The sequence below is a fragment of the Rhizobium sp. BK176 genome (genome assembly GCF_024808055.1).
This window is the reverse complement of record NZ_JANUBV010000013.1, coordinates 76277-102602: the sequence shown is the minus strand read 5'-3', so window position 1 is coordinate 102602 and position 26326 is coordinate 76277. Positions and strand designations below refer to the sequence as shown.

Here is a 26326-nt window from a genome sequence, read left to right as displayed (position 1 = left end):
TCATGACCCTGATCGCAAAAACCGCTGCCACGGATCTGTCTCGCCGCGCTCTCTTGTTTGCGGGAACGGCTGCCGCTCTGTCCACTGCGATTTTACCGTCGTTTGCCAATGCGACGGAGCCCAGAATGGCCAAAGCAGGTTCCACAGGTGAAATACGACCGTTCAAGGCTGAGGTTCCGGAATCTGCGCTACTCGATTTGCGGCGGCGGCTTGCGGCAACGCGCTGGCCGGACGGGCAAACTGTCACCGACCGCTCCCAGGGCGTTCCGCCGACCAGACTGTGGGAACTCGTCGAATATTGGCAGACCGATTACGATTGGCGGGACGCCGAGACTAGGTTGAACGCATTCCCGCAATTTCTGACTGAAATCGACGGGCTTGATATCCATTTCATTCACGTTCGGTCCAAGCATCAGAACGCTTTGCCGTTGATCATGACACATGGCTGGCCAGGTTCGGTTTTCGAACTCCTCAATGTCATTGGACCGTTGACCGATCCGACTATGCACGGCGGCAAGGCCGAAGACGCCTTCCATCTCGTGCTGCCGTCCATCCCCGGTTTCGGTTTTTCGGAAAAGCCGAGCGTGACCGGATGGAACCCGCAGCGCATCGCGGGCGCATGGGACGTGCTCATGAGGCGTCTCGGTTATAGCAGCTACGTCTCCCAAGGCGGTGATTGGGGAGCAATTATCTCCGATGCGCTTGGTCGCCAGGCTCCTGAGGGCCTCCTCGGCATTCACGTCAATCGCATCGAACGGGCAACAACGTTCCCACCGGACGCTGCCCAGGCATTGAAGAGTGGTGCTCCAGCGCCGGCTGCTCTCTCTACCGACGAGAAAAAGATCTTCGGCGAAGCAAGGGATTTCCTGAACAACGGCTTCGGGTACGCGGCCATCATGAACACCCGTCCGGAGACTGTCGGTTACGGCATAGCCGACTCGCCAGTTGGGCTTGCTGCCTGGTTATACGACAAGATCGCCGACTGGGTATTCACCCGCGGTGAGCCAGAAAAAGCGCTGTCAAAGGACGCGATCCTCGACAATATCACCTTGTACTGGCTGACCAACACGGGGCCGTCCAGCGGCAAAATCTATTGGGAGAACACGGTCTCAGGCGCAAAGCTTACAGCTATTCAGGTGCCCGCTGGCGTGACCATCTTTCCCGGAGAGGTGTACAGGCCGCCGAAGGAGTGGCTGGTCAGGGCGTATCCGAAGCTGATCTACTACAACCGAGCCTCCAGGGGAGGTCATTTCGCGGCGTGGGAAGAACCCAACCTGTTCAGCCAGGAGATCAGGGCGGCATTTATTAGCCTGCGATCTTGAAGGGGGTCGCCAAACTGCGCCGCGCTCTCGGGCGACATTTATCGCTTCCTTGACTAACCTCGTCGCGAGCGGATTTCAGCGGGAAGGGGACATCGTGCATTCCGTAGCTCAACAGCTCTTAGATCTATCCGGTGACATGCTTTCAGATGTCATGCCATTCGATCCCAGACTACCGACATGCGCTTCATCTCGCATCCTCACACAACCAACCGCCGTTCCGTTCCGGTAAGCAACAACCCTTGGAACAAGCCTGGGGCGACAAGGGTTAATCCTTCGATAGGACAGTTCGGAGAAGACACCATGTCGTTCAATGTACTAATCGTCGAAGACCAACCGCTCGTGGCGCTCAACCTGCAGGACACGATAGAGGAACTCGGACATCGTCCTGTTGGGATCGCGAGCAACATGTATCAGGCACTCATGCTTGCCACCGACGCGGACATGGCGCTCGTGGACGTGAATCTCGAGGATGGCCCTACTGGACCCATTGTCGGGCGGACATTGGTGGAGGCCGACGTGACGGTGCTTTTCATGACCAGTGATCCAGGTGCGCTTCGAGGCGGAGTGCCAGGGGCGCTGGGAGTGATCCAGAAGCCGATTTTGGATTTGGAACTCGTGGAAGCGATCCAGTATGTCGCCGATCGGCGAGCTGGTCGAACGGACATCCCGCCACCGAAGAGTCTGGTCGAGTTTGATGCGGTCTGACGACAATCGGGAGTCCGCAGACCGGCTTGCGCCCGGATGGAAGTGGTTACCTTCATGGAGGCCTCCTGCCTAGCGGTATTGCCGGGCATCGTTGGGCCATCAAGCATTGATCACGCCATACCCCTCCCGGAGCATTGCCAGTCAATACGGTCGACGACATGAGAACTTTATAGGCGATGGCCATCTTTATCTCTTCGAATCCGCCGACGTAGCAGTCCAACTTGGGCTGAAGCTGATTGCCTTCTGGAGGCAACGTCGACCTTCCGTGGATCGGCGCTGCATCGCGCAAACGCCAGCGTCCGCCGCTCCTCGCAACTCATCGCCTGGCGACCAACCTCGGTCCCCTTGCTCGAAGCCGACCCGCGTGATATAAACTGAACTAGATGGTTCAGTTTTCAGCTAGCCTTGACACCTGCTTTGCCGCGCTCTCGGACGCCACCCGACGCGGCGTTCTGGAACAGCTTGGAAGTGCGGATGCTTCGATCACGGAGCTTGCAAAGAAGTTCCACATGACCCTCACAGGCATGAAGAAGCACGTCGGCGTCTTGGAGCAGGCGGGGCTTGTGACAACGGAGAAGGTCGGCCGCGTGCGGACCTGCAGGCTCGACCCGCTCGGGCTCGAGGAGGGGGCGGCCTGGATTGAAGCGCGCCGCCAGATCTGGAACGCACGCTTCGACGCGTTGGATGAAGTCGTCGAGACCCTGAAACGGAAGGAGAGAATCGATGGGCTACAGAGCGAGTAACGACCGCACCGGGGTCGAACGGAGGTCCGAGCGCGAACTTGTCGTGACGCGCACCTTCAACGGTCCGGTTCGCCTTGTGTTCGACGCGTGGACCAAGCCCGAGTTGTTCAAACTGTGGTGGGCGCCGAAGTCGTGCGGCGTGCCCATGCTTTCGTGCGAGATGGATGTGCGCACCGGAGGCAGCTATCGCGTCACGTTCGGACATGATGCCTCTGACTCCATGGCCTTCTTCGGCAAGTATCTGGAAGTGTCACCACCGTCGCGCCTCGTCTGGACCAATGACGAAAGCGACACCGCTGCCGTCACGACTGTGACCTTCGAGGAAAAGGATGGCGGAACGCTGCTAGTCCTGCAAGAACTGTATCCCTCGAAAGAAGCGCTCGACGAGGCTTTCGTCGGCATGGAAGACGCGATGCCAGAGCAGTTCGCGCAGTTGGATGAACTTCTCATCTCCCTTGGCGCCAGCGTCTAAAAGTGCCGCCCTTCAAGTCGATCGGCCATGTCATCAAAACGGCACGAAGTAGGGAGCCGGTGCAGTGGGACTGCCTGATGACGTCGGGTGTTCAGCGCGACGTTTGATTTCCGATTCCCGCAGATTGCGGACTATTGCAAAGTTAGAAGAGGCTTCAAAGCGTCGAGCAGGGCATTCGGATACGTCGCCGCATGACGAAAACGGACGGCGTACAAGAACGAGGCAGATTGCCAACGCCTCCTTGAACGGCTCCGCCATGCGGTCTCCAGGAATAGCTATCGATCGCGACAGCCGCGCAACGACTCGCTGATGCAACGTCCGCGACCTCCGCTCCCCACAACTCACCCCGCACAGCGCGTAACCGCTGCGCCGCATCATTCGAAAAGGTCGGGATGATCCGCTTCTATTTGCGGTAGGTCTGACAGGATGCCGTTGAGATGCGCGCACATCGCGGATGCCGCAGCATCGGCGTCGCGACTGTCGATGGCGGTGATGATGGCCTCATGCTCGGCGATCAGCCGCATCATGGAATCGGGGTGGCGAAGCTGGAGATTGCAGACGCGATCCATATGGGCTTTGATGTCGGCAATCGCATTCCAGGCAAGGCTACAGCCGGCGCCTTCCGCGATTGCGATATGAAACTGCTCGTCCTCGCGTCTGAATGCGTTGTGGTCATGGGCCTCCATGGCAGCGGTCTGCCGGGCAAGAATTGTGTCGATCCGGCGCCGTGTCCAGCTGTCGAAACTGTCGCTGGCGCGACGGACAACGGCGGTCTCAAGCGCTTCGCGGACGAAGCGCGCCTCCATCATCTGCCGCGCCGAGATCCTGACGACCACAGTGCCCCTGTTCGGGCGCACATCGACCAGCTTTGATTTTCCGAGCGCGATGAGGGCCTCTCGCACGGGTTGGCGCGAGACGCCCATGCGTGTGGCGATATCCTGTTCCGACAACCGCGTGCCCGGGGCCAATTCGAGCTTGATGATCGCCTCCCGCAGGTCGCGCTCGACCTGTGCTGCTGCGGTCTCGCCGGTCTCAATCTTCAAGGATTCAAGGTTCATGTCTTTCGTCGCCGTCATGCGTTGACATCCAATTTAAACCACCATACAGTACCATACAATTCAAACGCAACATAAATCCGGTGGCTCAAAACCGGGTAAAAGGGAGGGCCGGCACGATGCGTCGGCTTGCAGGGTAACGTGCTGTCCAATTTCATTGCGCCTGATTCCAGTGATCCGCGGCTGAACATTAAATCCCGCTACCAGATGCTTGTCGATGGCAAGTCGGTGGATGCCGCATCGGGCCGTACGATTGACCGCGTCAGCCCGGGGCATGCGGGTGTCGTGGTCGGTACATGGCCGGAAGCCTCGGCTGACGATGTGCGCTTGGCAATCGCGGCTGCGCGTCGTGCCTTCGATACAGGTCCCTGGCCGCGCATGTCGGGCGCGGAGCGCTCGCGCCTGATGTTCAAGGTAGCGGACTTGATCCTCAAGCGCCAGGAAGAACTGGCCTTGGCCGAGAGCCTGGAGGTCGGCAAGCCGATCGCCCAGGCGCGCGGCGAGATCGGTTTTTGCGCCGACCTCTGGTCTTACGCCGCCGGTCAGGCGCGTGCTCTGGAAGGGCAGGCGCATAACAATATCGGCGACGATCGCCTGGGTCTGGTGCTGCGCGAAGCTGTCGGCGTCGTCGGCATCATCACACCCTGGAATTTCCCCTTCATCATCGCCTCCGAGCGCGTGCCGTGGGCGATCGGCGCAGGATGTACCGTTGTCCTCAAGCCGTCGGAATTCACCTCGGGAACGTCGGTCCGTATGGCGGAACTGGCACGTGAGGCCGGCATTCCCGATGGCGTCTTCAACGTCGTGACCGGCTACGGCGATCCGGCCGGCCAGGTGTTGGCCGAAGATCCCGGCGTCGACATGGTTGCCTTCACCGGCTCCGTGCGTGTCGGGACCAAGCTTGGCGAGATCGCCGCGCGCAGCGTCAAGCGCGTCGGGCTGGAGCTCGGCGGCAAGGGTCCGCAGATCGTCTTTGCCGATGCGGATCTCGAGGCCGCCGCCGATGGTATTGCTTACGGTGTCTATCACAATGGCGGACAGTGCTGCATTTCCGGCAGCCGATTGCTGGTCCAGGAAGGTATCCGCGACGCTTTGATGGAACGCCTGCTCGATATCTCGCGCAAGGTGACTTTCGGCGATCCCTTGAACGATCGCACGAAGATCGGGGCGATGATATCCGAAGCCCATGTCGGCAAGGTTCATTCCTATGTGGAAGCCGGCATTGCATCCGGCGCCGAGCTGCTGCTCGGCGGCGAGCGCGTCGGCAAGGAGGCCGGCATCTATTACGCTCCCACCGTGTTTGCCGGCGTGAAGCCCGACATGTCGATCGCCCGCGAGGAGATCTTCGGACCGGTGCTTTCGACCTTGACCTTCAAGACCGCGGACGAAGCCGTAGCGCTCGCCAATGCCAGCGAGTTCGGCCTTTCCGCTTCGGTCTGGTCCACCAATCTCGAAAACGCCATGCAGAGCATCCGCCGCATCCGCGCCGGCCGTTGCTGGATCAACAGCGTCATCGACGGCACGCCGGAACTGCCGATCGGCGGCTACAAGAAAAGCGGCCTCGGCCGCGAGCTCGGCCGCTATGGCTTCGATGAATATTCCCAGTTCAAGGGCGTGCACGTGACGTTCGGGCGACCGGCGCCGTGGTTCGGCTGACAGGGAACAAAGGGATAGGGCGTTTCTGCTTTTGGGAGAAGGCGGGACGTCTGGGAGGAAAATCTCGGCCGGCGTGATCTTTGGTCGGAGCCCGCCAGCCGAGACTTGGGTCTTTCGACCCCGCATTGCACATCCAAAGGGAGGATACGCAAATGAAATTGACCAGGTTGAAAACCGCAGCACTCGCCGCGGGTATCGCCACGATGATGACATCTACGGCATTAGCCGCCGACGTCAAGGCAACGATGATCATCTATCTCGATCCGAGTGTCCAGTTCTTCAACCCCGTGGTGAAGGGCGCGAAGGATGCGGCGGCACAGTTCGGCGTCGATCTCGACGTGCAATACGCAAACAACGATCCGGTTCGCCAGAACGACCTGATCGAGAGCGCCACGGCAGCAGGCGTCGATGGCATCGCTGTCGCCATCTCTTCGTCGGATGCCTTCGACGAAAGCATCTGCGCGGCCGTGAAGGCCGGCATCGTCGTCATCGGTTTCAACAATGACGACCTCGAAGGCGCGAAGGGCAATTGCCGCCAGGCCTATGTCGGCATGAACGAGTTCTCTTCCGGCTACGAGCTCGGCAACCGGATGATCAAGGAATTCGGCTTGAAGTCCGGCGACGTCGTTTTCAATCCGCGTGAAATTCCCGAGGCGAGCTTCGCGGTCGCGCGTGGCGGCGGAATCGAGAAGGCGATGAAGGAAAACGGCATCAAGGTCGAGACGGTTCGCGCCGGTCTCGATCCAGCCGAGGCGCAGAATATCATGGCGCAGTTCCTGATCGCCAATCCCGGCGTCAAGGCGCTGTTCGGAACGGGCTCTGTCACCTCGACGGTCGGTGCCGGTGCCATCAAGGACGCTGGCGTGAAGATCCCGTTCGGCGGCTTCGATCTGGCAGTCGAGATCGTTAATGCGGTTGAATCCGGCGCGATGTTCGCGACCATGGACCAGCAACCCTACCTTCAGGGCTACTACCCGATCGCCCAGATCGCGCTCTCGAAGAAGTACGGGCTGACGCCGACGGATGTCGACACCGGCCAGGGCGCCTTCCTCGACAAGTCGCGCATCAGCTCGGTCAAGCCGCTGATCGGCAGCTTCCGCTAAACGCGTTTCGTGGGAGCCTGCCGGTGATGCCGGCAGGTTCTCCGTCTTCAATCGATCGAGTACCAGACCGTGACACCAATTCTCGCAGAAAGTGCCGCGCCCCGGTCGCGGACGCAGAAGCAACCTATTCTCAGGCAGATCATGGCGATGCCGGCAGGCGCGATCTTCCTCGTCTTCATGACGCTGCAGATCGTCTGCATCGCAGGCGCCTTGCTCTATCCCGATCAGTTTCGCTATCTCTCGCCGCAGAACCTGACGATCCTGATGAAGGCAATTCCCGTGCTCGGCTGCCTGGCGCTTGGCGCCGGCGTGCTGATGATCGCAGGCGAGTTCGACCTCTCCATCGGTTCCGTCTACACCTTCACCGCCATCCTGATGGCGAGCCTCGTTGGCGCCGGATTGAGCGCCTTCATAGCCGCACCGCTCGGCGTGCTGGCCGGCATCATGATCGGGCTGCTCAACGGCCACATCACGCTGCGCTTCGGGCTGCCGTCCTTCATCGTTACCTTGGGCGGTCTGTTGTTCTGGCGCGGCGCGGTCCTGCTCTATAACGGCGCCGTCCAGGTGCGCTTCGACCCGGAACCGATCTTTACCAGCCTGTTCTCCGGCACGCTTTTTGGCATCAACGCGGCTTTCATCTGGATCGTTCTTTTCGTCGTCGGCTTCCACTATCTCGTCCACAGTCACCGTTTCGGCAACCACGTCTTCGCGACCGGTGGCAATCGCGGCGCTGCGGAGGCGATCGGCATTAACACCAACCGCGTCAAGCTCGTGGCATTCGCGATCGCCGGCGGCATGGCGGCAGTGGCCGGCATTCTTGCCACCGCCCGCGTCGGCAGCGTGCAGCCGGGGCAGGGCGCTGGATTGGAACTCCAGGCGATCGCCGCCTGCGTGATCGGAGGACTGTCGCTGCGCGGCGGGCGCGGCTCGATCATCGGCATCTTCCTCGGCGTGCTCTTGATCCACACCATCACGGACGTGCTGCTCCTGCTGCGCGCACCGGGCTTCTATCTCGACATGTTCATCGCGACGCTGATCGTGCTGGCCGCCATCTTCAACCATCTTATCGAGCGGCGAGGTCTTGCGTGATGTCGGCCACCAATCTTCTGGAACTACACAATATCTCGAAGAGCTTCGGCGCGCTGACGGCACTGCGCAATCTGAGCTTCCACATCGGCGAAGGCGAAGTGGTTGGCCTGCTCGGGGATAATGGCGCCGGCAAGTCGACGACGGTCAACCTGATCTCCGGCATTCACAAGCCGACGGACGGCTACCTCAGCGTCGACGGCAAGAAGACCGCCTTCACCTGCCGGTCCGATTCCGCCGATGCCGGCATCGAGACCATCTACCAGCATACGGCATTGGTCGATTCCCTCTCGATCACCCGCAACATCTTCATGGGCCGTGAACTCACCGATCGCTTCGGCTTCCTCAGGCAGCGCGAAATGCGCGAGATTGCCATGGAGGTGCTGCAGAACGCGGTCCACATTTCCGGCATCGATAGCCCCGATACGCTGGTTGGCAATCTCTCCGGCGGCCAGAAGCAGGCGGTCGCCATCGCCCGCGCGGTCTATTTCAAGAAGCGCGTGCTGCTTCTCGACGAGCCGACCTCGGCGCTGTCGGTTCGCGAGACGGAGGCGCTCTTGAACCAGGTGCTGAAGCTCAAGGCCGAGAACGTCTCCAGCGTCTTGGTGACGCACAACATTTACCACGCCTACCAGGTCTGCGACCGCTTCGTGATCATGAGCCACGGCACCAAGGTGTTCGATGTCGACAAGGCGGACACGACGATCAACCAGCTGACCGAATATGTCGTGCTCACCTGATCCCACCCAACAGACAGAAGGGGCATAGCCCGTGACCATTTCAGTGTCGGTACGCCAGGTCGTCGGACCCGAGGATGCCGCAAGGCGAGACACCCAGGGACTGCGCGACGGTTTCGTGATCGAGAACTTGTTTCGCCCAGGTGAGGCCAACCTCACCTACAGCCATCTCGATCGCATGATCGTCGGCGGCGTCATGCCGATTGCCAGTCCTCTTGAGATCGCCGCGATCGCACAGACCGGCACGGAGCGCTTTCTCGATCGGCGCGAGGCCGCCATCGTCAATATCGGCGGCGCCGGTACGGTCAGCGTCGCGGGTAAGCCCTACGAACTCGGCTTCCAGGAGGCGCTCTATATCGGAATGGGCGAAGGAGCCCTGAGCTTCGCCAGCAAGGATTCGGCGGCGCCTGCGCTCTTCTATCTGCTAAGCGCGCCCGCGCATCGGGCGTGCCCGACGGTGCACATCACCCGCGAGATGGCAAGGAAGGTGGTCGTGGGCTCGGCCGAGGAATCCAATGCCCGCACCATCAATCAGTATGTGCACCCAGATGTCTGCGACAGCTGCCAATTGCTCGTGGGGCTGACGATGTTCGAACCGGGCTCGGTCTGGAACACGATGCCGGCGCATGTGCACGATCGGCGTATGGAGGTTTATCTCTATTTCGGCATGCAGGAGACGACCCGCATTTTCCACTTCATGGGCGAACCCAGCGAGACCCGGCATGTCGTGCTGAAAAACCACGACGCGGTGCTGTCGCCCGGGTGGTCGATCCATTCCGGCGCCGGCACCGGCCGTTACGCCTTCATCTGGGCGATGGCTGGCGATAACATGAGCTTCACCGACATGGACAAGGTGCCGATGGAAGACCTGCGATGAGCCTTTTCGATCTTAATGGCCGCTGGGCCATCGTCACCGGCGCCAATACCGGCATCGGCCAGGCCATCGCGGTTGGCCTGGCTGAAGCAGGGGCCGACATCGTCGGCGTCGGCCGCTCAGCGATGGACGAGACAGCGGACGCGGTCGCATTGACGGGGCGCCGGTTCGTATCGCTGAAGGCTGACCTGTCCGATATCGGGGAGGCGAAGGCCGTTGTCGAACGCGCCCTTGCCGCCGGCGCCTCGCCCGATATCCTCGTCAACAATGCCGGCATCATCCGCCGCGCCGATGCGCTGGAGTTTACGGAGGAGGATTGGGATGCGGTGCTCGACACCAACCTGAAGTCCGTCTTCTTCCTCTGCCAGGCCTTCGCGAAGGCCGCAGTCGCACGGCAAGCGCCGGCGAAGATCATCAATATCGCCTCGCTCCTTTCCTTCCAGGGCGGCATCCGCATTCCGTCTTATACGGCTTCGAAAAGCGGGCTTGCCGGGATCACCCGGCTAATGGCGAACGAGTGGGCATCGAAGGGCATCAATGTGAACGCCATCGCGCCCGGCTACGTCGAAACCAATAATACCGAGGCGCTTCGCGCCGATGCCGAACGAAGCGCCGATATCCTCAAGCGCATCCCGGCCGCCCGCTGGGCGAAGGCCGAGGATATGGTGGGCACGGCGGTCTATCTGGCGTCGCGCGCTTCCGATTATGTTCATGGCACGGTGCTGCCGGTCGATGGCGGCTGGCTTGCCCGATAGGAGATGATAATGGCCGATCACTACACGCTTCCCGACGACATCACCTGGACCGAAGTCGCACCCGGCAACAGGCGCGCCGTTCTCTCGCACCGCCCGGAAATGATGCTCGTCGCCTTCAGTTTCGAGCCCGGCGCCATTGGTGCGCTTCATTCACATCCACACACCCAGGTAAGCTACGTGGCCGAGGGCGCCTTCGACGTCACCGTCGACGGCGTCACCACAAGGCTAGACGCCGGTTCCAGCTTCATCGTTGCTCCCAACCTCGTCCATGGCGTTGTCGCCGTTGAAAAGGGACTGCTGATCGACACCTTCACGCCAAGGCGCGACGATTTCCTTTAGGATGAGGCGCTTCTCCCAGAGGACGGAAGGGGCGCGCGGCTAGGTCCAGCGGATACGGCGAGTACTGGCAGAGTACGGCCGCATCCGACATTGCGGCTCGAAGCTGTCTGAAAATATCGCTGAGTCTCCCGGTAGTCAGACCGTTGCGGGACCGCAGAACTGACTATAGGTTTCGTCATCCAACCTTGACGGGAGCAAAAAATGCAAATCGATCTCACTGGAAAGAGGGCGCTGGTCACAGGATCAACGGAAGGTATCGGCTACGCAATTGCCCGCCAGCTTTCAAGGGCTGGAGCGGATGTCGTGGTCAACGGTCGGTCAGAAGACAAGACTGCAAAGGCCGCCGAACGGCTCAAGGGCGAAGGCGCCAGGGGCAGCGTCAAGTCTGCGGCCGCCGACCTCTCGACCGCCGAGGGGTGTGCGGCCCTGGTTGCCCAAGTTCCCCAGGTAGACATCCTGATTAACAACGCGGGCATCTTCCAGCCGATCGACTTTTTCGACGCGAGCGACGAGGTTTGGGATCGACACTGGCAGGTCAACGTCATGTCCGCCGTCAGGCTGGCCCGCGCCTATCTTCCAGGCATGCAGACATTGAACTGGGGCCGCGTGATTTTCTTGGCGTCCGAATCCGGTTTCAACATTCCAGTCGAGATGATCCACTACGGCGTTAGTAAGACGGCCGACATCGCGGTCGCCCGCGGTCTCGCCAAGCGCATGGCCGGCACGGGTATCACGGTGAACTCCGTCCTTCCTGGCCCCACGCTTTCAGAAGGCGTGGAAGCGATGCTTGCCGACGAGCAAGCTAAGACCGGGTTGCCATTGGAGGAGATCGCTGCCGCCTTCGTCAAGCAGCATCGCGGTAGCTCGATCATTCAACGCGCCACCAGCGTCGAGGAAGTCGCAAACTTAGTAACCTATCTTGCGTCGCCGTTCGCTTCCGCGACGACGGGCGCATCCGTTCGCGTTGACGGCGGTGTCATTGACACTCTCTAAGAGCAGAATTTTCACGAGCGAGCCGGGTTTGATCGGCCTAGCCTGCTCCACGTGTAGCGGGAACGGCTCTCAGGCCCGGGAACCGCGACGTCTTCATTGTCGGGGATCTCTGCGTCCCGGACTCTGAGGCTGTGTCGTGGTAGCCTTGCCGGAACCGCGATCGTGAATGCGGGTTGTGACTCCATCAACGGATGGAGAACACGATGCAGTGGCAATCACTTCTGACACAGCTTGGTACTTGGACTGCCCGCCCATGGGCTTTCCTCGTCGTCGCCATGTACACCATTGGATGGCTAATCCTCAGCCCGGAGACCCTGGAGTGGCATGGCGTCGCTACCATTGCCACCTGGTCGATGACACTCTTCATCCAGCGTGCCGAACACCGGGACACCCAAGCCATTCACGCCAAATTGGACGAACTGCTTTACGCGCACGGTGAGGCGAGGAACGAGATTACACGGATGGATGAGAAAGAGCCGGAAGAAATCGAGACCTTCCGTGACGTTCAAAATCCGGAAAAGTGACAGGCGATCAAGGAACGTCGCACTTATTCTCGATCTCAAACCTGGTGCAGAATGCCGACGGACCTCGTTGGGGCCGTCAGGCCGAGAACACCCAGCGGGCGCGTTGTTGGGAAGTGAACTGCTGATCGTGAATGACCGGAATTGGCACGATCCAGCCACCCTATAGGGTGACCAACTCGGCGAGCTTGCCGCGACAATGCGATCGTATCGTTTACGGTGCTCAGGTCGTTCGCGAGTCGGTTATGGGGCTGACTTCGCGGGGCGCGCGTTCAGGTCGAGTGGTCCTGCACGATTCTAAGGTTCACCTGTAGCGGTAAATGATCCGAGGCCCGGCGCGTCAGCGGGTCAAGCGCGATTGAGGTGGAGTCAACGCGGAGTTCTTTCGATACGAAGACATGGTCAATGCGCAACAACGGATACCATGAAGGAAAGGTCGGCCGTGGCATTGCGGAGACCATGCTCTGGGCATCCCGAAAGTGCTTTGCGAGGCTTTTGTATGCAGGCGAGGATGGAATGGCGTTGAAATCCCCGCAGACGATCGCCGGTGCGCCCTGAAACTCCGGGTGTCCGATCCAGTCCGCGCCGAGAAGTGCTGCCACCTGCCGATCGCGGTCGCGACTGCGCAGGCCAAGGTGAGTGTTGATCAGGTTGACGGCCGATCCCCCGACATCGATGCGCATCCAGATCGCCCCACGTGTCTCGCCAGCCGAGGGCAGTGGCCCCGCGCTCATCAGGCGAGTGGGTAGGGCCGTCAGAACGGCGTCGCCATAGCGCTCCTCCTCGACATGCAGTGCGGGGTGAAAGTGCGCCTCCATCTTGAGCAGAGCCGCAATCGTTGCAGCTTGATCGACCCCGCCCGTCCGCTTTCGGCCGACGTCGAGTTCTTGAACGGCAATGATGTCTGCCTCCGAGCGCGCGATCACGTCTGCAATCCTGTGTGGATCAACCCGGCGGTCGGTGCCGACGCAACTATGCACATTATAAGTGAGGATTTTGAACTCGCGGCGGTCCAAGTGCTGAGGGAGAGGGGAGCTTGTATTCATGCAGCTGGAACCCGCCAGAACCTAGATCGTTCCCAAGACAAGAGTGTCAAAGTGCGGCTGCTTTCGTACTGGCCAACATGGCCATCCTCGTCACCCACGTTCCCGGCGGTCTCGGCGTATTGGAGGCAGTTGTCAGCGCCATCCTGCCGGGCGCTGCCGCAATCGGCGGGCTGATCGTGTTTCGGGCGATCTACTTCCTGCTTCCGCTTCTGCTGGGGTTGCCGGCTTTCGCAATTAGCGAGGTCGCCGTCCGCAGAGGGCGGAAGAAGCAGCTAGAGAAGCGCATTGAGCAACCGCCCCAGTCGCAAGCGCAACTTCTGTAACGGCCAGTATGGGCGCCGGGGATCGATAAGGGACGTGCCGAGAAACGGGGTGGTTTCGCCACGATGAAGATCAACCTTGAAGTCCCTGAGCCCACGTTCACCGGTGTTGAGCGCCGCGATCGTCTCAAGCATCGTCCGTGTTTGCTCCATCTCGCGCACGACGGCTGGACTTGCTCCAAGATGCTCCGCCATTAGTCGATGACGTAGCGATCTGATGGAATCCCGATGGTCAGAACAGTCGGCTTCGAGGGCAAGGTCGCATTCGGTATCCAGTCCTTCCGAGCGGTTGTTGAGATTTGACGAGCCTATGCGCACGAAACTGTCGTCAACGATAATAAGCTTCGAGTGGACGATAAGCTCCTGTTCACCCCCGGTGCCATCCGGCACAACGGCATACATTACCCTCAGCCGATCAAAGCGATCGGAGCGCTTTAAGCGTCGGATGAGTCGGTCGCGATTGTTGCCCATCGCAAGCTTCTCAATCAGGCCGTGCGAGCTCTTCGTCACCACGACGGCAATCTCCGGTCCGTTGGGCTCCTTCAGTCGCCTTGCAATCGACCGTCCTACACCAGCGGATGCCAGATATTGGGTCTCGATATAGATCAAACGCTTTGCTGCGGCTATGGCGTCGCGCGTAAGCCGACGGGCCTGATAGCGGCCGCGCTTGCCAATCAGGCCTGGTTCCGTCAAGGCGATGGCGGCAGGAGTCTGGACCATGTCGGCGGCCAAGAGCGGGCCAGCCTCGGTGGGTTCGATACCAGGCACAATCCTCTCGCGCGTCGCTCTATTCCAGCGTCGTCGTGCCAGGTCACGAAGCATGAGCGCGGCCTCGCCGGAGACGAGGCACTGAATGTCGTGTACCGGGGGGTAGAGGGTGCCGTCCGTTGATCGCCTTAGGGGGTGCTCAACCCGATGGTCGGGTTCGTCCCATCGCCGGTCCGTCAAGTCGATGCCCCCTAAAAAGGCGAGGGAACCATCAATCGATACGAGCTTCTGGTGATGGCAAGCACGGAGCGGATGACCAAAATCGAACCGCAGCGAAATCTGCGGGTGGATGGAGACGGCGTTTCTGCGAAACAATCGCACGGACTTGCCGGAATAGATTGGCCCCATGCCCCAGACCAGAATCCTGAGCCGGAGCTGCGGGATGTCGTCAACAAGAGACAGGAGTAGCTCGCCGAGCGTTTCGGAGCTGACATCTGGTCTCAGGCGAATATCCGGATTGAAATCCCAACCAATGATCCATACTTCCCGTCGCGCTTTCCGAAGCGCTTGATCAAGCGCAGAAAAATACGCGGAGCCGTCGATCAAGAAGGTGGTCTCATCGGCGACACCGCTGCGCCAGGCGTTGCGGCGGGGCCGTATGATCTGTTGTGAAGGTGTCTGCCTGGACGGGCGTTTCAGGGCGGCGGTGACTAGCTGGAATGCATTCCGCGTTGTGGGGGCGTCGTCCGCCGATCGATACTCCTGCATGTTGCCTTGTTTTCCCTTGACCTCGGATGTCTCGCGAAACGTGCTGGGCAAAGGTCCGTTCCAAAGCGAGGGAAAGAAAATGCATCCGGTCTGGTATCATGGCTGGCAATCGCTGCCCTTGGAAGGCTTGGCGTTTTTTGATTTTAGCGGCCCGAAACTGTTGAGCGCAGGCCCCGAGGTCTCGCAAACGGCCCGTTGCGCCACGTTCGTGCCGGAATTCTCTGCTGTTGGTGCGTACAAGGACCAAGGGGCGCTACATGGAATTCATCAATCGTTTTGTCGATCAACCGATGCTGGAGGGCGCATCGCGAGTTCTCCAGATTTGGCATGAACGAAGCCGTCGTTCGCCGGACGAGCTTGGCCCTCTCTGGAGCCTTGTGGTGATTTCATGTCTCTTCGCGTCGAGCTGGTGGTTCCTTTCGGGATTCGTCAGTCTGCTTGCGGCGGGGACATTGCTGATGCTGTCACTTCCCCCCGCCTGGAAACTCCTGGCGCGACCGCAGCGGGGAGACTACGATGCCCGCGCGTACCGCGCGATGGCCGCGCTTGCAATTAGACGGCGGGAAACCGAGTGGGCCGTGCGGGTGCTGATGCTTTTAATTTCCGCTTGCCTGCCAATCCTTGCCCGAGGTGGCGATCATGCCGGTGAATCCTTTGTTCTTGGCGCCGGCGTTTGGTTTGTTCTGACAATTCCGGCGAATGCGTACCTGGCTGCTGCAGAACCGCCGAAACCCGAAGATGGCGACAGAGTGTTGATGAGGCGCCGCGTCGTGGCGGCGGCCTAACTGCGGATCATCGTAGCCTGTCCGCGGAACCAATCGCCTGCCGCTCCGTTCTTCTGTCGTCGCAGTGACGGAGGTGAAAATGCTTTACTATGCTCTCGTGTTCTTGGTGGTCGCGCTCATAGCCGGCGTGCTCGGTTTTGGCGGTATTGCTGGAGCATCCGCATCGATCGCGCAGGTCCTGTTCTTCATTTTCCTGGTTCTCTTTGTCGTGTCGCTCATCATGCGCGTCGCGAGACGATAAGATAGGTTACGCCATCTTTCGGGGGCGAAATCCTAAACCGACAACATGGCCTTGAGCTCGGGATCAGAGGCGTCAGATGCAGCAGCTTGACAGCGCTCGGAGAGGACCCACCTGATCGCGGGTACCGGCTGAAGATGCCTTTGAGGGCGGTCGGCAGGGCCGGCCGGCTCGAGTGAGCCAATGTCGACAAGGGGAACATGAAACCTTTTGATTTATAAGCCGTTGTCGCGCTATGCCCGACACTAAACTCGATCCGAAATCGGTCGACGAAACCAAACCGCGGGGCGCCGAACAAGCGCGCCAAGAGGAAGCGCCAACTGCCGAGGCGGTGCCACCGCCAAATGTTGTTGAATCCGATCCAGAACTGACTCCTGAGGAGGTCGAGCAGGCCCGCAGGGGGTATCTACTGACGCGTTTCTGGATAAGTGCGCGCCGCTACTGGGGACGCAGCGGTGACAAGCTCGCTTGGCCGTGCTCAATCGGCCTGTTGATCCTCATCGGTACCAATGTCGGCTTCCAATATGGGATCAACATCTGGAATCGAGCACTCTTTGACGCCATCGAGCAACACAATGGCCGCACCGTCTATTTTTTGAGCGTCGTATTCCTGCCTCTCGTGCTTGGAAGCGTAGTCCTTGTCACGGTACAGGTGTCCGTTCGTATGATGATCCAGCGCCGCTGGCGCTCCTGGCTTACGACCGCGGTCATCGCGCGCTGGCTCGCAAACGGGCGTTACTATCAGTTGAACCTCATCGGCGGCGATCACAAGAATCCCGAAGCGCGTATTGCGGAGGATTTGCGGATCGCAACGGAATCGCCGGTCGATTTCATTGCGGGCGTTATCGCCGCGTTCCTGTCTGCTTCGACCTTTATCGTGGTGCTCTGGACGATCGGCGGGGCACTGAGGCTGCCGATTGCGGGATCGATTGTCACCATTCCCGGCTTTTTGGTGGTCACTGCCGTACTCTACGCCGCGATCACGTCCAGTTCGATGGCCGTCATCGGTCGCCATTTCGTCCGTGTTTCCGAGGCCAAAAATCAGGCGGAAGCCGAATTCCGCTATACGCTAACGCACGTGCGGGAGAACGGCGAGAGCATCGCATTGCTCGGCGGTGAAGAGGAGGAGCGCAGCGACCTCGACAAAAGCTTTGCAAAGGTGCTCAGGCAATGGGCGCTTCTTGCACGCCAGCACATGCGCACAACGCTTGTGTCACAGGGATCGAGCCTATTCGCGCCAGTAGTACCGGTCTTGCTCTGTGCTCCGAAGTTTCTTGAAGGCAGCATGACCTTGGGCGAGGTAATGCAAGCTGCCTCGGCCTTTGCCATCGTTCAGAGCGCGTTCGGATGGCTGGTGGACAACTACCCCCGTCTCGCCGATTGGAATGCCTGTGCACGGCGCATTGCCTCGCTGATGGTGTCGCTTGACGGGCTCGAGCGGGCGGAACAGAGCGACGCCTTGGGACGCATCAAGCACGGTGAAGCCCAGGGCGATGCAATCCTCAGCCTGAACGATCTCTCCGTGTCGCTCAACGACGGCACCGCTGTGGTCAAGGAGACGCAGGTGGAGATCGAACCGGGCGAGCGGGTTCTCGTGGCCGGTGAGTCGGGTACGGGCAAGAGTACGCTGGTGCGGGCCATCGCAGGCCTTTGGCCTTGGGGCGAGGGCAGTGTTGATTTCCATGCCGACAGACAACTGTTCATGTTGCCGCAACGACCTTACATCCCTTCCGGGCCGCTCCGGCGTGCTGTCGCCTATCCCGGCGCCGCCGACGGCTGGACGCCGGAGACGATCAAGGAGGCCCTCGACAAGGTCGGTCTCGGCTATCTGAACGACAAGATTGAAGAAGACGCGCCATGGGACCAGACTCTGTCGGGTGGCGAAAAGCAACGGCTCGCGTTTGCCCGTCTCCTGCTACACGATCCCGATCTCATTGTGCTGGATGAGGCGACATCAGCACTCGATGCCAAGAGCCAGGACAAGATGATGGAAATGATCATCCATGAATTACCGAAGGTGACCATCCTGAGCGTCGCGCATCGAGCTGAACTAGAGGCCTTCCATAGTCGCAAAATCACGCTGGAGCGGCGTCAGGGAGGGGCAAAGCTTGTCAGCGACATCGACCTTGTCCAGCGGAAGAAGAAACGGAACAAGCTCTTGCGCCTTCTGGAGGACCGGCGTTCCGCATCAAGAAGCCGGAGCAAGCAAGGGGCTGTGCCGAAGCATCCGAACTGAAGCGCTGCCGGCACGGCTTGAATGGCCTGCAGCACAACGTCGTGCAGATGGGGTGATATCGGCAGCCAAATGAAGCCCCAACCGGCCGGCGAAAAAAGGACTGCCCAAACCCGCCGTTATTTGAGACAATTGCTCGGGAAGAAATTCTCTTGGGCTCGGCCGGTTTCGAAACTTTGAACATTCCTCGGCTCTGCCCCGCCCGCAGCGTGAGTTGGCTGTCGGCAAGCATTAGCAAGCATTTTCATTGTTCAGCACACGCTAGCCAGGAGCAATTCGCATGGTAACGTGGAAACCCGATCCGAGCTTTTATCCATCACCGAGAATGGCCATGAAGGCCGCGCCGGAGACAATTGCCTACGTCGCCGCCTTCGATCCAACGCAAGCGGTTCCCGACCAGCTGGCGATCGTCGATGTCGATCCGGCGTCTGCGACTTATGGGCAGATCGTAAATACGCTTGCGATGCCGACTGTCGGCGACGAGTTGCACCATTTCGGCTGGAATGCCTGCTCGTCCTGTCTTTGCCCGAACGCACCGCACCCGCACGCAGAACGCCGCTACCTGGTCGTGCCAGGACTGAAATCCTCCCGCATCCATATCGTCGACACCAAGCCGGACGGCAAAAATCCGTCGATCGTCAGGGTCATCGAGCCTGCGGAGGTGGCCGAACGGGCCGGCTATTCTCGTCCGCATACGGTCCATTGCGGCCCCGAGGGCATCTATGTAGCCGCACTGGGCAACGCAGAAGGCAAAGCACCAGGCGGTATTTTCCTGATGGATCACGAGAGCTTCGACGTCCGCGGACAATGGGAGATGGATCGGGGACCGCAACAGCTGTCCTATGATGTCTGGTGGCACCTTGGCCACGATACGCTCGTGACCAGCGAGTGGGGCACGCCGGATACGTTCGAAAACGGTCTCGTCCCCGACATTCTGCTCGGTGCGAAATACGGACGTCGGCTCCATTTCTGGGATCTACACACACGCAAACACCAGCAGACGATCGATTTTGGCGAGAAGTATCAGCTCGTATTCGAGCTCAGGCCAGCGCACGATCCGACGAAGGCCTATGGATTTGTCAACTGCGTGCTCAGCCTTGAGGATCTCTCGTCCTCGATCTGGGTCTGGCATCGCGATGGCGCAAAATGGGCGGTAACAAAGGTGATCGACATCCCGGCTGAGCCCGCCGACGCCGACCAATTGCCGCCAATGCTCAAGGGGTTCAAGGCCGTACCGCCGCTCGTTACAGACATCGATCTCTCCATGGACGACAGATTTCTTTACGTGTCCTGCTGGGGAACCGGCGATCTGCTTCAGTACGATGTGTCAGATCCCTTGAAACCGAAACTGACCGGCAAGGTGCGGATTGGCGGCATCGTTTCGCGTGCATCGCACCCGGGCGCTAAGAACGGCGCCCTGAACGGCGGACCACAGATGGTGGAGATCAGCCGCGATGGTCGCCGCATCTATTTCACCAACTCGCTCTACGGGGCGATCGACGAGCAGTTTTACCCCGATGGTATCTCGGGGTGGATGGTCAAGCTCGACGCGAAACCGGATGGCGGCATTGCCTTCGACGAAAAATTCTTTGTTGAATGGCCGAATTCGCATCGCCCGCACCAAGTCCGTCTGCAAGGCGGGGATTGCTCGTCGGATTCCTACTGTTATCCGTAAGGAGCGAATGAGACGCCTATGAGCGACCTTTGGCCCTGGATCTTGCTCGCTGGATTGGGCGCGTTTCATGGTCTCAATCCGGCGATGGGATGGTTGTTTGCCGTTGCGCTTGGCGTCCACAGGCAGAGCTCTGCAGTAGTAATCCAGGCGGTCCCCGCCATCGCCCTCGGACACGCCGTGTCTATCGCGCTGGTGGCCGGAGCGGTGGTCGCAGCTGGCCTTGTCGTGAACGAGGGCGTGGTGCGCATGGCTACCGGCGGGGCGCTTATTGCATGGGCGATCTGGCACCATGTTTTTGGGCACGGTCGGCGTGTTCGCATCGGCTTGCGCACCGGGCTTTTTGGCCTTGCGTGCTGGTCGTTCCTGATGGCGACGGCTCATGGCGCGGGGCTGATGGTCCTTCCGGCCCTGATGCCCCTATGTCTCACCGAGTCGCCGGTGCCCGAAATCGGTGATTCCGCCGCAATGACGATCGCCGCGGTTGGTGTCCATACCCTTGCGATGTTGGCAGTCACCGGCCTCGTTGCACTGGGGGTCTATCGGTGGGTCGGGCTCGAGATATTGCGTAGCGCCTGGATCAACGTGGACTTCGTATGGACGCTGGTTCTGATTGGCACCGGCGCGTTGCTGCTGATCATCGGGTGACACGCCGGATGGCGACACGCCTTCCGGAATTGGGGGTGGCGCAGGCATCGCGTTGCCTGATCGCCGTTGGAACTGACTTTTGTGCATTAAGAATTGGGGCGAATGCTCCATGTGGTTGCCAAAAAACCACAATTGCTCCACCTAGATCGCACATCGTCACTCGGCATTATGAATTGGGTCAAAACTGAATGCGCATACCCTACGTTTTCCTTGGTGCATTTCTTGCAATCGCGCAGTCCGCGTATGCTGAAGTAGCACCGCCGCCTGTCCTCGCGCCTCAAAAGCAGCAGGCGCAGGCGGCTGAGTTGAGTGCAAAATTTCTGACGCGCTTCAGCTACAAGTCCGTTCCGCTTGATGACGCCTTGTCGGCCAAGATCATGGACAGGTTCATCAAATCACTCGATCCGGATCGCGTGATCTTCCTGCAAGCGGACATCGACAAGTTTATGGCTGACCGCAGCAAGATCGATGATGCTATCGAACGGGAGGACCTGAAAATCCCGTTTGCAATCTTCAACGTGTATGAACAACGCGTTGTCGATCGCATGAACTACGCACGCAACTTGCTTAAGCAGGGCTTCGATTTCAGTGTGCAGGAGGATTATTCCCTGCTGCGTGAAAAGGAGCCTTGGCCGCAGTCGGAAGCCGAGAGCGATGACCTTTGGCGCAAGCGTGTCAAAAACGACTGGTTACGGTTGAAATTGGGCGGCAAAACTGACTCGGCTATCCGCGAGACGCTCGACAAACGTTACGCAAACGCGCTTGATCGCGCATACAAATACAAGAGCGATGACGTTTTCCAGTCGTTCATGGATGCCTATACGACGTCAATCGACCCACATACGGACTATTTCGGCGCCACGGCTTCAGCTGACTTCGACATCGCGATGAAGCTGTCGCTGGTCGGTATCGGTGCGGTACTGCAGGAGCGCGACGATTACACGACCGTCCGTGAGCTCGTGCCCGGCGGGCCGGCGGAGTTGTCCGGTAAGCTCTCGGTCGGCGACCGCATTACCGGCGTGGGTCAAGGCAAGAATGGACCAATCAAAGAAGTGGTGGGCACGCGCCTTGATGAGGTCGTGCAAATGATACGGGGGAAGAAGGGCTCTGTCGTGCGCTTGGACATTCTCCCAGCCGACGCCGGCGCGGAAGGCACCCATCGCGTCGTCAGCTTGGTGCGCGATAAAATCAACCTCGAAAAGCAGGCAGCCCAGAAGGCCGTACTGTCCGTGAAAGCGGGTGAGTCCACTCGCAAAATCGGTGTGATTACCCTGCCGGCGTTCTATGAGGATTTTGAAGCCCGACGCAAAGGAGACAAGGACTACAGGAGCGCGAGCCGCGATGTCGCCAAGCTTCTCGGTGAACTGAAGCAAGAAGGAGTCGACAGCGTTCTCATTGATGTTCGCAACAACGGCGGCGGTTCATTGGATGAAGCGATCGATTTGACCGGTCTGTTCATCGGCAGTGGTCCTGTCGTTCAGCAACGCGGCAGTGACGGCAAGGTCACGGTCAGAAGCGCAGACTTTCGGACACCCGTCTGGACGGGCCCGATGGGTGTCTTGATCAATCGCGGGTCGGCCTCGGCTTCGGAGATCTTTGCCGCGGCAATCCAAGATTATGGTCGAGGCGTGATCGTCGGCGAGCCCAGCTTCGGTAAGGGTACCGTTCAGACGGTTGTCAATCTTGATCAGATGGTCCGTAACAGCAAACCCGAATTCGGTGAGCTGAAAGTGACGATTTCCCAGTTTTTCCGCGTCAATGGCGGGACGACGCAGTTGCGCGGCGTGACCCCCGATATCAGCTTGCCGGGGTTCTCAGATCCGACGAGCTTTGGTGAGATGAGTTATGACAATGCCCTGCCGTGGACCGAACTCAAACCTGCCAAGTATGCGCCCACAGGCAATATAGCGACGTTGCTGCCGAGCTTGCAAAGCCGTCATGAGGCTCGAGTGCAAAGCGATCCGGACTTTCAACGCGTTCTAGAAGACATCGCCGATCTCAAGGCGCAGCGTGAGAAGGGGGTTATCTCCCTCAACGAGGCCAAACGCCGCGAGGAAGCGACGGCTCGAGAAAATCGACTCAAATCGAGACCGGAAGCAAACAATGGCGAAGATCCCGATGCCGATGACGGCCTGCAGGCAAACGAACGCAGCCTAAGTGCTGACATTGCCATGGAAAATGCCCGCAAGAAGGCAAAGGATGTTTTGTTGAACGAGGCCGCTGCCATTCTTTCCGATGAAGCGGATTTGCAGGAAAGCGCGCCAAAGGCCGCCACAAAATAGCTGGGCAGCGGGCGGAGACCAGCCATCCCCATTGGTTGGTCCTGCCACTGCAGATTTCTGAAGACGTGTAAAGCGTCAGTTCAACATGCTATTGGGACGCCGCCGAGCCTTGCGCGGCGTCACGTATCCAGATCGGCCGCATAGCCTTTGCTGCTCGGCGCTCCATTCGCCGTCGGCGCCTCCGAATTGGTTCTTGGCCTCGATGATCGTCTTACGACTTCACGAAAGCCGAAGCATGGACGACATTCCCGAATGAAGGGCTTGGGCGCGCGCCAGGCTGCGAAGGAAGTCTCCACCTTTCCGATTTGAGTTCTTGCCGAGGGAGGCCGTGCCGCCCCTTCGACATAGGCGAAATGAAAATAAAAACGTTTTTATTTTGCTTGAAATCGTTTTTATTGTCAGATACCTCTTGCTTCTAAGCTTGGGAGGGCTTGGCGCAGCCTCGATCATTCAGAGTGGTCAGTCGAGCGGTCGCGAACCAACGGCAATGACGGGCCGTCGTGTACCGGCGCCGTTTCCCTATGGTTTATCAAGAGGAGGAGAAGCATGAAAAAATTGATCGTCACGCTCGCGCTCTCGGCGCTGGTGTCAAGTGCAGCCTACGCGGCGGATCTCGGTGGTAAGCTGGTTAAGGTCGGCTCGGACACAACCTCGCCGCCGATGGAAAGTGTCGATCCCACCAGCGGCCAGATCGTCGGCTTCGACGTCGACGTGGTCAATGCCGTTTGCGCCAAGATAAATTGCCAGGCCGAGTTCGTGACAACTGGCTGGGACGGCATCTTCGCCGCCCTCGACCAGAGCAGCTTCGATCTCGTCGCGTCCGGCGTCTCCATCACCGATGAACGCAAGAAGGCAATGGATTTCTCCGACCCATATATCGTCAACAGTCAGGCGGTACTGATGCGCGTCGCCGACCAGGGCACCTCGCTCGACGATTTTAAGGCACACGGCCGAAAGCTTTCAGCGCAGGCCAATACCACTGACGCGCAGGTGGCCGAAAAGGTAGTCGGCAGAGAGAATGTGGTCGCTTACGACAGCTTCAGCGCGGCGATCATTGCGCTGAAGAACAAAGATGTCGACGGCGTCGTCATTAATGGTGCCAATGCCGGCGCTTACGAGCGCGAGTTCGCCGGTGAGCTAGTCGTTGCGATCAAGGATCTGGAATCCGATCCGCTCGGACTTGTCTTCCGCAAGGGCGATGAGAACGTCGCCGTCTTCAACGAGGGCCTGAAGGCGATCAGGGACGATGGCACGCTCGATAAGCTAGTCGCAAAGTACTGGGGCCTGAAGTAGGCCGCGGCGCCTAAGCCCGTTTGCCACTTTCCGGAGCGCGCTGTGTTTGGCGCTCCGGCTCGACCGAACCCTTGAAATGCCCCGGAGGAATGGATGTCGTTCCTGAGAAGCGTGCGTCCGAGCAATCTGATCATCCTGACCGCGCTGCCCTTTATCGTTTACCTGTTTGCTTCCTCAAGCGCTTATCAACGCTCGTTGAAGGCGATCCTCGGTGTCGAAAACGGCTCGTCGGCCTTCGTGCCCGGCTTCCTGCTGATGCTTCTGGCCTTCGCAACCGGCTTCGCAGTGCCAACAGTCGCGAGCGCCAAGGGCCGAAAGAAGCAATGGCCGATGATGGCGGCCGCAGTGAACGTTCTGGCGGCGCTTGCCATGATCTGGACCGCACTCGTTCATCCCTTTGTTGCCTCAGTGCTTGCCAATGGGGTAGATCCGTTCAAGTCGGAGTTGATTGTCAAGGGCGTTACCCCGCGACAACTCACCGAAACAGCCGAAATGATGCTGCGGGGCGTCGAGAGTTGGCTGTTTCCGGCCTATCTGCTCCTTAGCCTTGTCGGCATTGTTATGTTTTTTGCCGCTCGGCCGGCTGTCGGCGAAGAGCCGGGGCCGTTGCGTCGAGTCGGTGGCTGGGTCCTTGGCATCGCCAATGGGGCGGGGCTGGTTTTTATCCTGTTCTTTGCCCACATCGCGTTCGCTTCGGGTGTTGCGACCACAGTGCGCGCGGCTATTGCCGCCTATCTGCTGGCGGCGTTGCTCGGTCTTGCTTGGGTCGGATTGCTCCAGTTGCGCGCCAGTACCCGCACGACGAGTTATTTCGCTGGCGCAACCGTACTTCTCGTGCTCGTCGCCGCTTGGTTTCTCCTGCAGCCCAGGGATGCCTATGTGCTGGCCGGAACCTTGGACGGAAAGATAGGCATCGTTACGAACACGCCGGCAAGCCTCGTAAGCGCCGTGCGCTTCGGTCAATATGAAGGCGGGCCGGAGACGGAAACGCCGGTGCGCACTTTCGTCGGGCCAAAAGAGGCTCTGGCTTCGATCGCCAAGAATGAAGGCGTGAGCGGCGCGTTGTTGCCAGCGACGGCAGCGCCTGCCGAGCTGCCGGTCTTGTGGAAGACTGAAGCGCTCAACGACCGTGACCGCGCGACGGGTATCACCTTCGTTGTCTTTGCGATCATTCTCGGCCTCTTGACCTTCGGCGGCTTCCTGCACCACCGCCATCCGCTGGCCGTCGGTTCTGAACTGGTGGTCGATACAATCCGCGGCATCCCGATGCTTGTGATCGTCCTCTATGTCGGCCTGCCGCTCAGTGGCGCACTTAAGGACGCAACGCAGGGCGTGCTCGATCCACCGAATATCCTGCGCGGCATTGTTGCCATGGCACTTGCCTATTCAGCCTATCTCGCAGAGATCTTCCGCTCCGGCATCAATGCGGTCCCGGTCGGCCAGATAGAGGCGGCCAAGAGCATCGGCCTCAACCGCTGGCAGACGGCACGTCTCGTCATCTTGCCGCAGGCCCTGCGGATCGTTATTCCGCCGCTCGGCAACGAGTTGATCGCCATTCTCAAGGACACCTCACTGCTATCGATCCTGTCGATCCGCGACATTACCCAGAGAATGCGTGAGTTCCAGTCAGCAAGCTTCCTGCCATTCGCGCCCTATAACTCGGCGGCGATCTTTTACATCTTCCTGACGCTGGCCGCAGCGAGTCTCGTCAACATGGTGGAGCGCCGATATGACGTCAAACACCGCTGACAGCGGCCGCACCGTGTTGATCACAGGGGCTGGGCACGGCCTTGGGCAGGCGCTTGCCGTACTCTCACTGCACCCGGGTTGGGTAAGGACCAACATGGGCGGCGAGGGGGCGATGGTGGCTGCGCGGCATAGCGCAAACGACCTCAAGGGGACTATTGACGGCGCGAGCACGGCTGACAGTGGCAGCTTCTGCGCCTATGACGGAAGGCAGGTTGCATGGTGA

Annotated in this window: 26 protein-coding genes; 23 read left to right on the top strand and 3 right to left on the bottom strand. The window is 59.8% G+C overall.

Annotated elements, in window-relative coordinates; genetic code table 11:
• Positions 1-2: 2 nt before the first annotated feature.
• The 4 genes from FHT76_RS29005 (at position 3) to FHT76_RS28990 (ending at position 3242) form a co-directional block, all read left to right on the top strand.
• A complete protein-coding gene (locus FHT76_RS29005; RefSeq protein WP_183862908.1) occupies positions 3-1322 on the top strand; it encodes an epoxide hydrolase family protein in 1320 nt (439 codons plus the stop codon).
• A gap of 300 nt (positions 1323-1622) precedes the next feature.
• Positions 1623-2027 carry a response regulator gene (locus FHT76_RS29000; protein ID WP_183756270.1) on the top strand — a complete coding sequence of 135 codons (405 nt, stop codon included), beginning with the start codon at positions 1623-1625 and terminating at the stop codon, positions 2025-2027.
• Positions 2028-2410: 383 nt separating this feature from the next.
• On the top strand, positions 2411-2770 hold the full coding sequence (locus FHT76_RS28995) for a helix-turn-helix transcriptional regulator (protein ID WP_183862906.1): 360 nt from the start codon (positions 2411-2413) through the stop codon (positions 2768-2770).
• The gene (locus tag FHT76_RS28990) at positions 2751-3242 is read left to right on the top strand and encodes an SRPBCC family protein (RefSeq protein WP_183862904.1); all 492 of its coding nucleotides are present in this window, start codon (positions 2751-2753) and stop codon (positions 3240-3242) included. The genes FHT76_RS28995 and FHT76_RS28990 overlap by 20 nt, the downstream gene beginning before the upstream one ends.
• Before the next feature lie 374 nt (positions 3243-3616).
• Here the strand turns inward: FHT76_RS28990 and FHT76_RS28985 are convergent, their stop codons facing one another.
• Positions 3617-4318, bottom strand: coding sequence for a GntR family transcriptional regulator (locus FHT76_RS28985; RefSeq protein WP_183862902.1), 702 nt, complete (start codon positions 4316-4318; stop codon positions 3617-3619).
• 120 nt (positions 4319-4438) lie between these two features.
• On the opposite strand from FHT76_RS28985, the gene FHT76_RS28980 reads away from it, so the two are divergent.
• From FHT76_RS28980 to FHT76_RS28940, 9 genes are all read left to right on the top strand, one after another.
• On the top strand, positions 4439-5953 hold the full coding sequence (locus tag FHT76_RS28980) for an aldehyde dehydrogenase family protein (RefSeq protein WP_183862900.1): 1515 nt from the start codon (positions 4439-4441) through the stop codon (positions 5951-5953).
• A 152-nt stretch (positions 5954-6105) separates the two neighbouring features.
• Positions 6106-7056, top strand: a complete 951-nt coding sequence (locus FHT76_RS28975) for a substrate-binding domain-containing protein (protein WP_183862898.1) — start codon at positions 6106-6108, stop codon at positions 7054-7056.
• Positions 7057-7125: 69 nt separating this feature from the next.
• Positions 7126-8145, top strand: coding sequence for an ABC transporter permease (locus tag FHT76_RS28970; RefSeq protein WP_183756275.1), 1020 nt, complete (start codon positions 7126-7128; stop codon positions 8143-8145).
• The gene (locus FHT76_RS28965) at positions 8145-8882 is read left to right on the top strand and encodes an ATP-binding cassette domain-containing protein (protein ID WP_183756276.1); all 738 of its coding nucleotides are present in this window, start codon (positions 8145-8147) and stop codon (positions 8880-8882) included. The genes FHT76_RS28970 and FHT76_RS28965 overlap by 1 nt, the downstream gene beginning before the upstream one ends.
• A gap of 31 nt (positions 8883-8913) precedes the next feature.
• Positions 8914-9756, top strand: coding sequence for a 5-dehydro-4-deoxy-D-glucuronate isomerase (gene kduI / locus FHT76_RS28960; RefSeq protein ID WP_183756277.1), 843 nt, complete (start codon positions 8914-8916; stop codon positions 9754-9756).
• A complete protein-coding gene (kduD, locus tag FHT76_RS28955; protein ID WP_183862896.1) occupies positions 9753-10508 on the top strand; it encodes a 2-dehydro-3-deoxy-D-gluconate 5-dehydrogenase KduD in 756 nt (251 codons plus the stop codon). Before kduI ends, kduD begins: the two co-directional genes overlap by 4 nt.
• A 9-nt stretch (positions 10509-10517) precedes the next feature.
• On the top strand, positions 10518-10847 hold the full coding sequence (locus FHT76_RS28950) for a cupin domain-containing protein (protein WP_183756279.1): 330 nt from the start codon (positions 10518-10520) through the stop codon (positions 10845-10847).
• A 201-nt stretch (positions 10848-11048) separates the two neighbouring features.
• The gene (locus FHT76_RS28945) at positions 11049-11840 is read left to right on the top strand and encodes an SDR family NAD(P)-dependent oxidoreductase (RefSeq protein WP_016554328.1); all 792 of its coding nucleotides are present in this window, start codon (positions 11049-11051) and stop codon (positions 11838-11840) included.
• A 203-nt stretch (positions 11841-12043) separates the two neighbouring features.
• Entirely contained in the window at positions 12044-12364 is a 321-nt protein-coding gene (locus FHT76_RS28940; RefSeq protein ID WP_183862894.1) for a low affinity iron permease family protein, read from the top strand.
• Between the two features lie 269 nt (positions 12365-12633).
• Here the strand turns inward: FHT76_RS28940 and FHT76_RS28935 are convergent, their stop codons facing one another.
• Positions 12634-13407, bottom strand: a complete 774-nt coding sequence (locus FHT76_RS28935) for an endonuclease/exonuclease/phosphatase family protein (RefSeq protein ID WP_183862892.1) — start codon at positions 13405-13407, stop codon at positions 12634-12636.
• Positions 13408-13484: 77 nt separating this feature from the next.
• Between FHT76_RS28935 and FHT76_RS28930 the strand changes: the two genes are divergently transcribed.
• Positions 13485-13730, top strand: a complete 246-nt coding sequence (locus FHT76_RS28930) for a hypothetical protein (RefSeq protein ID WP_183862890.1) — start codon at positions 13485-13487, stop codon at positions 13728-13730.
• On the opposite strand, the gene FHT76_RS28925 is transcribed toward FHT76_RS28930, so the two are convergent.
• Entirely contained in the window at positions 13680-15254 is a 1575-nt protein-coding gene (locus FHT76_RS28925; protein ID WP_246712623.1) for a phospholipase D-like domain-containing protein, read from the bottom strand. The two genes, FHT76_RS28930 and FHT76_RS28925, sit on opposite strands and share 51 nt — an antisense overlap.
• Before the next feature lie 206 nt (positions 15255-15460).
• Here FHT76_RS28925 and FHT76_RS28920 point away from each other — a divergent pair, with 206 nt between their 5' ends.
• The 9 genes from FHT76_RS28920 (at position 15461) to FHT76_RS28880 (ending at position 26326) form a co-directional block, all read left to right on the top strand.
• Positions 15461-15988 (top strand): hypothetical protein, encoded by a 528-nt coding sequence (locus tag FHT76_RS28920; protein ID WP_183862888.1) that lies wholly within the window; start codon positions 15461-15463, stop codon positions 15986-15988.
• A 79-nt stretch (positions 15989-16067) separates the two neighbouring features.
• Positions 16068-16229 (top strand): DUF1328 domain-containing protein, encoded by a 162-nt coding sequence (locus FHT76_RS28915; protein WP_016554323.1) that lies wholly within the window; start codon positions 16068-16070, stop codon positions 16227-16229.
• 232 nt (positions 16230-16461) lie between these two features.
• A complete protein-coding gene (locus FHT76_RS28910) occupies positions 16462-18462 on the top strand; it encodes an ABC transporter ATP-binding protein/permease (RefSeq protein WP_183862886.1) in 2001 nt (666 codons plus the stop codon).
• A gap of 277 nt (positions 18463-18739) precedes the next feature.
• The gene (locus FHT76_RS28905) at positions 18740-20134 is read left to right on the top strand and encodes a selenium-binding family protein (RefSeq protein ID WP_259186153.1); all 1395 of its coding nucleotides are present in this window, start codon (positions 18740-18742) and stop codon (positions 20132-20134) included.
• A gap of 18 nt (positions 20135-20152) precedes the next feature.
• Complete coding sequence (locus tag FHT76_RS28900) at positions 20153-20779, top strand: hypothetical protein (RefSeq protein WP_183756285.1); 627 nt, start codon at positions 20153-20155, stop codon at positions 20777-20779.
• Between the two features lie 188 nt (positions 20780-20967).
• Complete coding sequence (locus FHT76_RS28895) at positions 20968-23061, top strand: carboxy terminal-processing peptidase (RefSeq protein ID WP_183862882.1); 2094 nt, start codon at positions 20968-20970, stop codon at positions 23059-23061.
• 546 nt (positions 23062-23607) lie between these two features.
• Positions 23608-24354, top strand: a complete 747-nt coding sequence (locus FHT76_RS28890) for a transporter substrate-binding domain-containing protein (protein ID WP_183862880.1) — start codon at positions 23608-23610, stop codon at positions 24352-24354.
• Between the two features lie 93 nt (positions 24355-24447).
• Entirely contained in the window at positions 24448-26103 is a 1656-nt protein-coding gene (locus FHT76_RS28885) for an amino acid ABC transporter permease (protein WP_183862878.1), read from the top strand.
• The gene (locus tag FHT76_RS28880) at positions 26084-26326 is read left to right on the top strand and encodes a hypothetical protein (RefSeq protein ID WP_183862876.1); all 243 of its coding nucleotides are present in this window, start codon (positions 26084-26086) and stop codon (positions 26324-26326) included. The genes FHT76_RS28885 and FHT76_RS28880 overlap by 20 nt, the downstream gene beginning before the upstream one ends.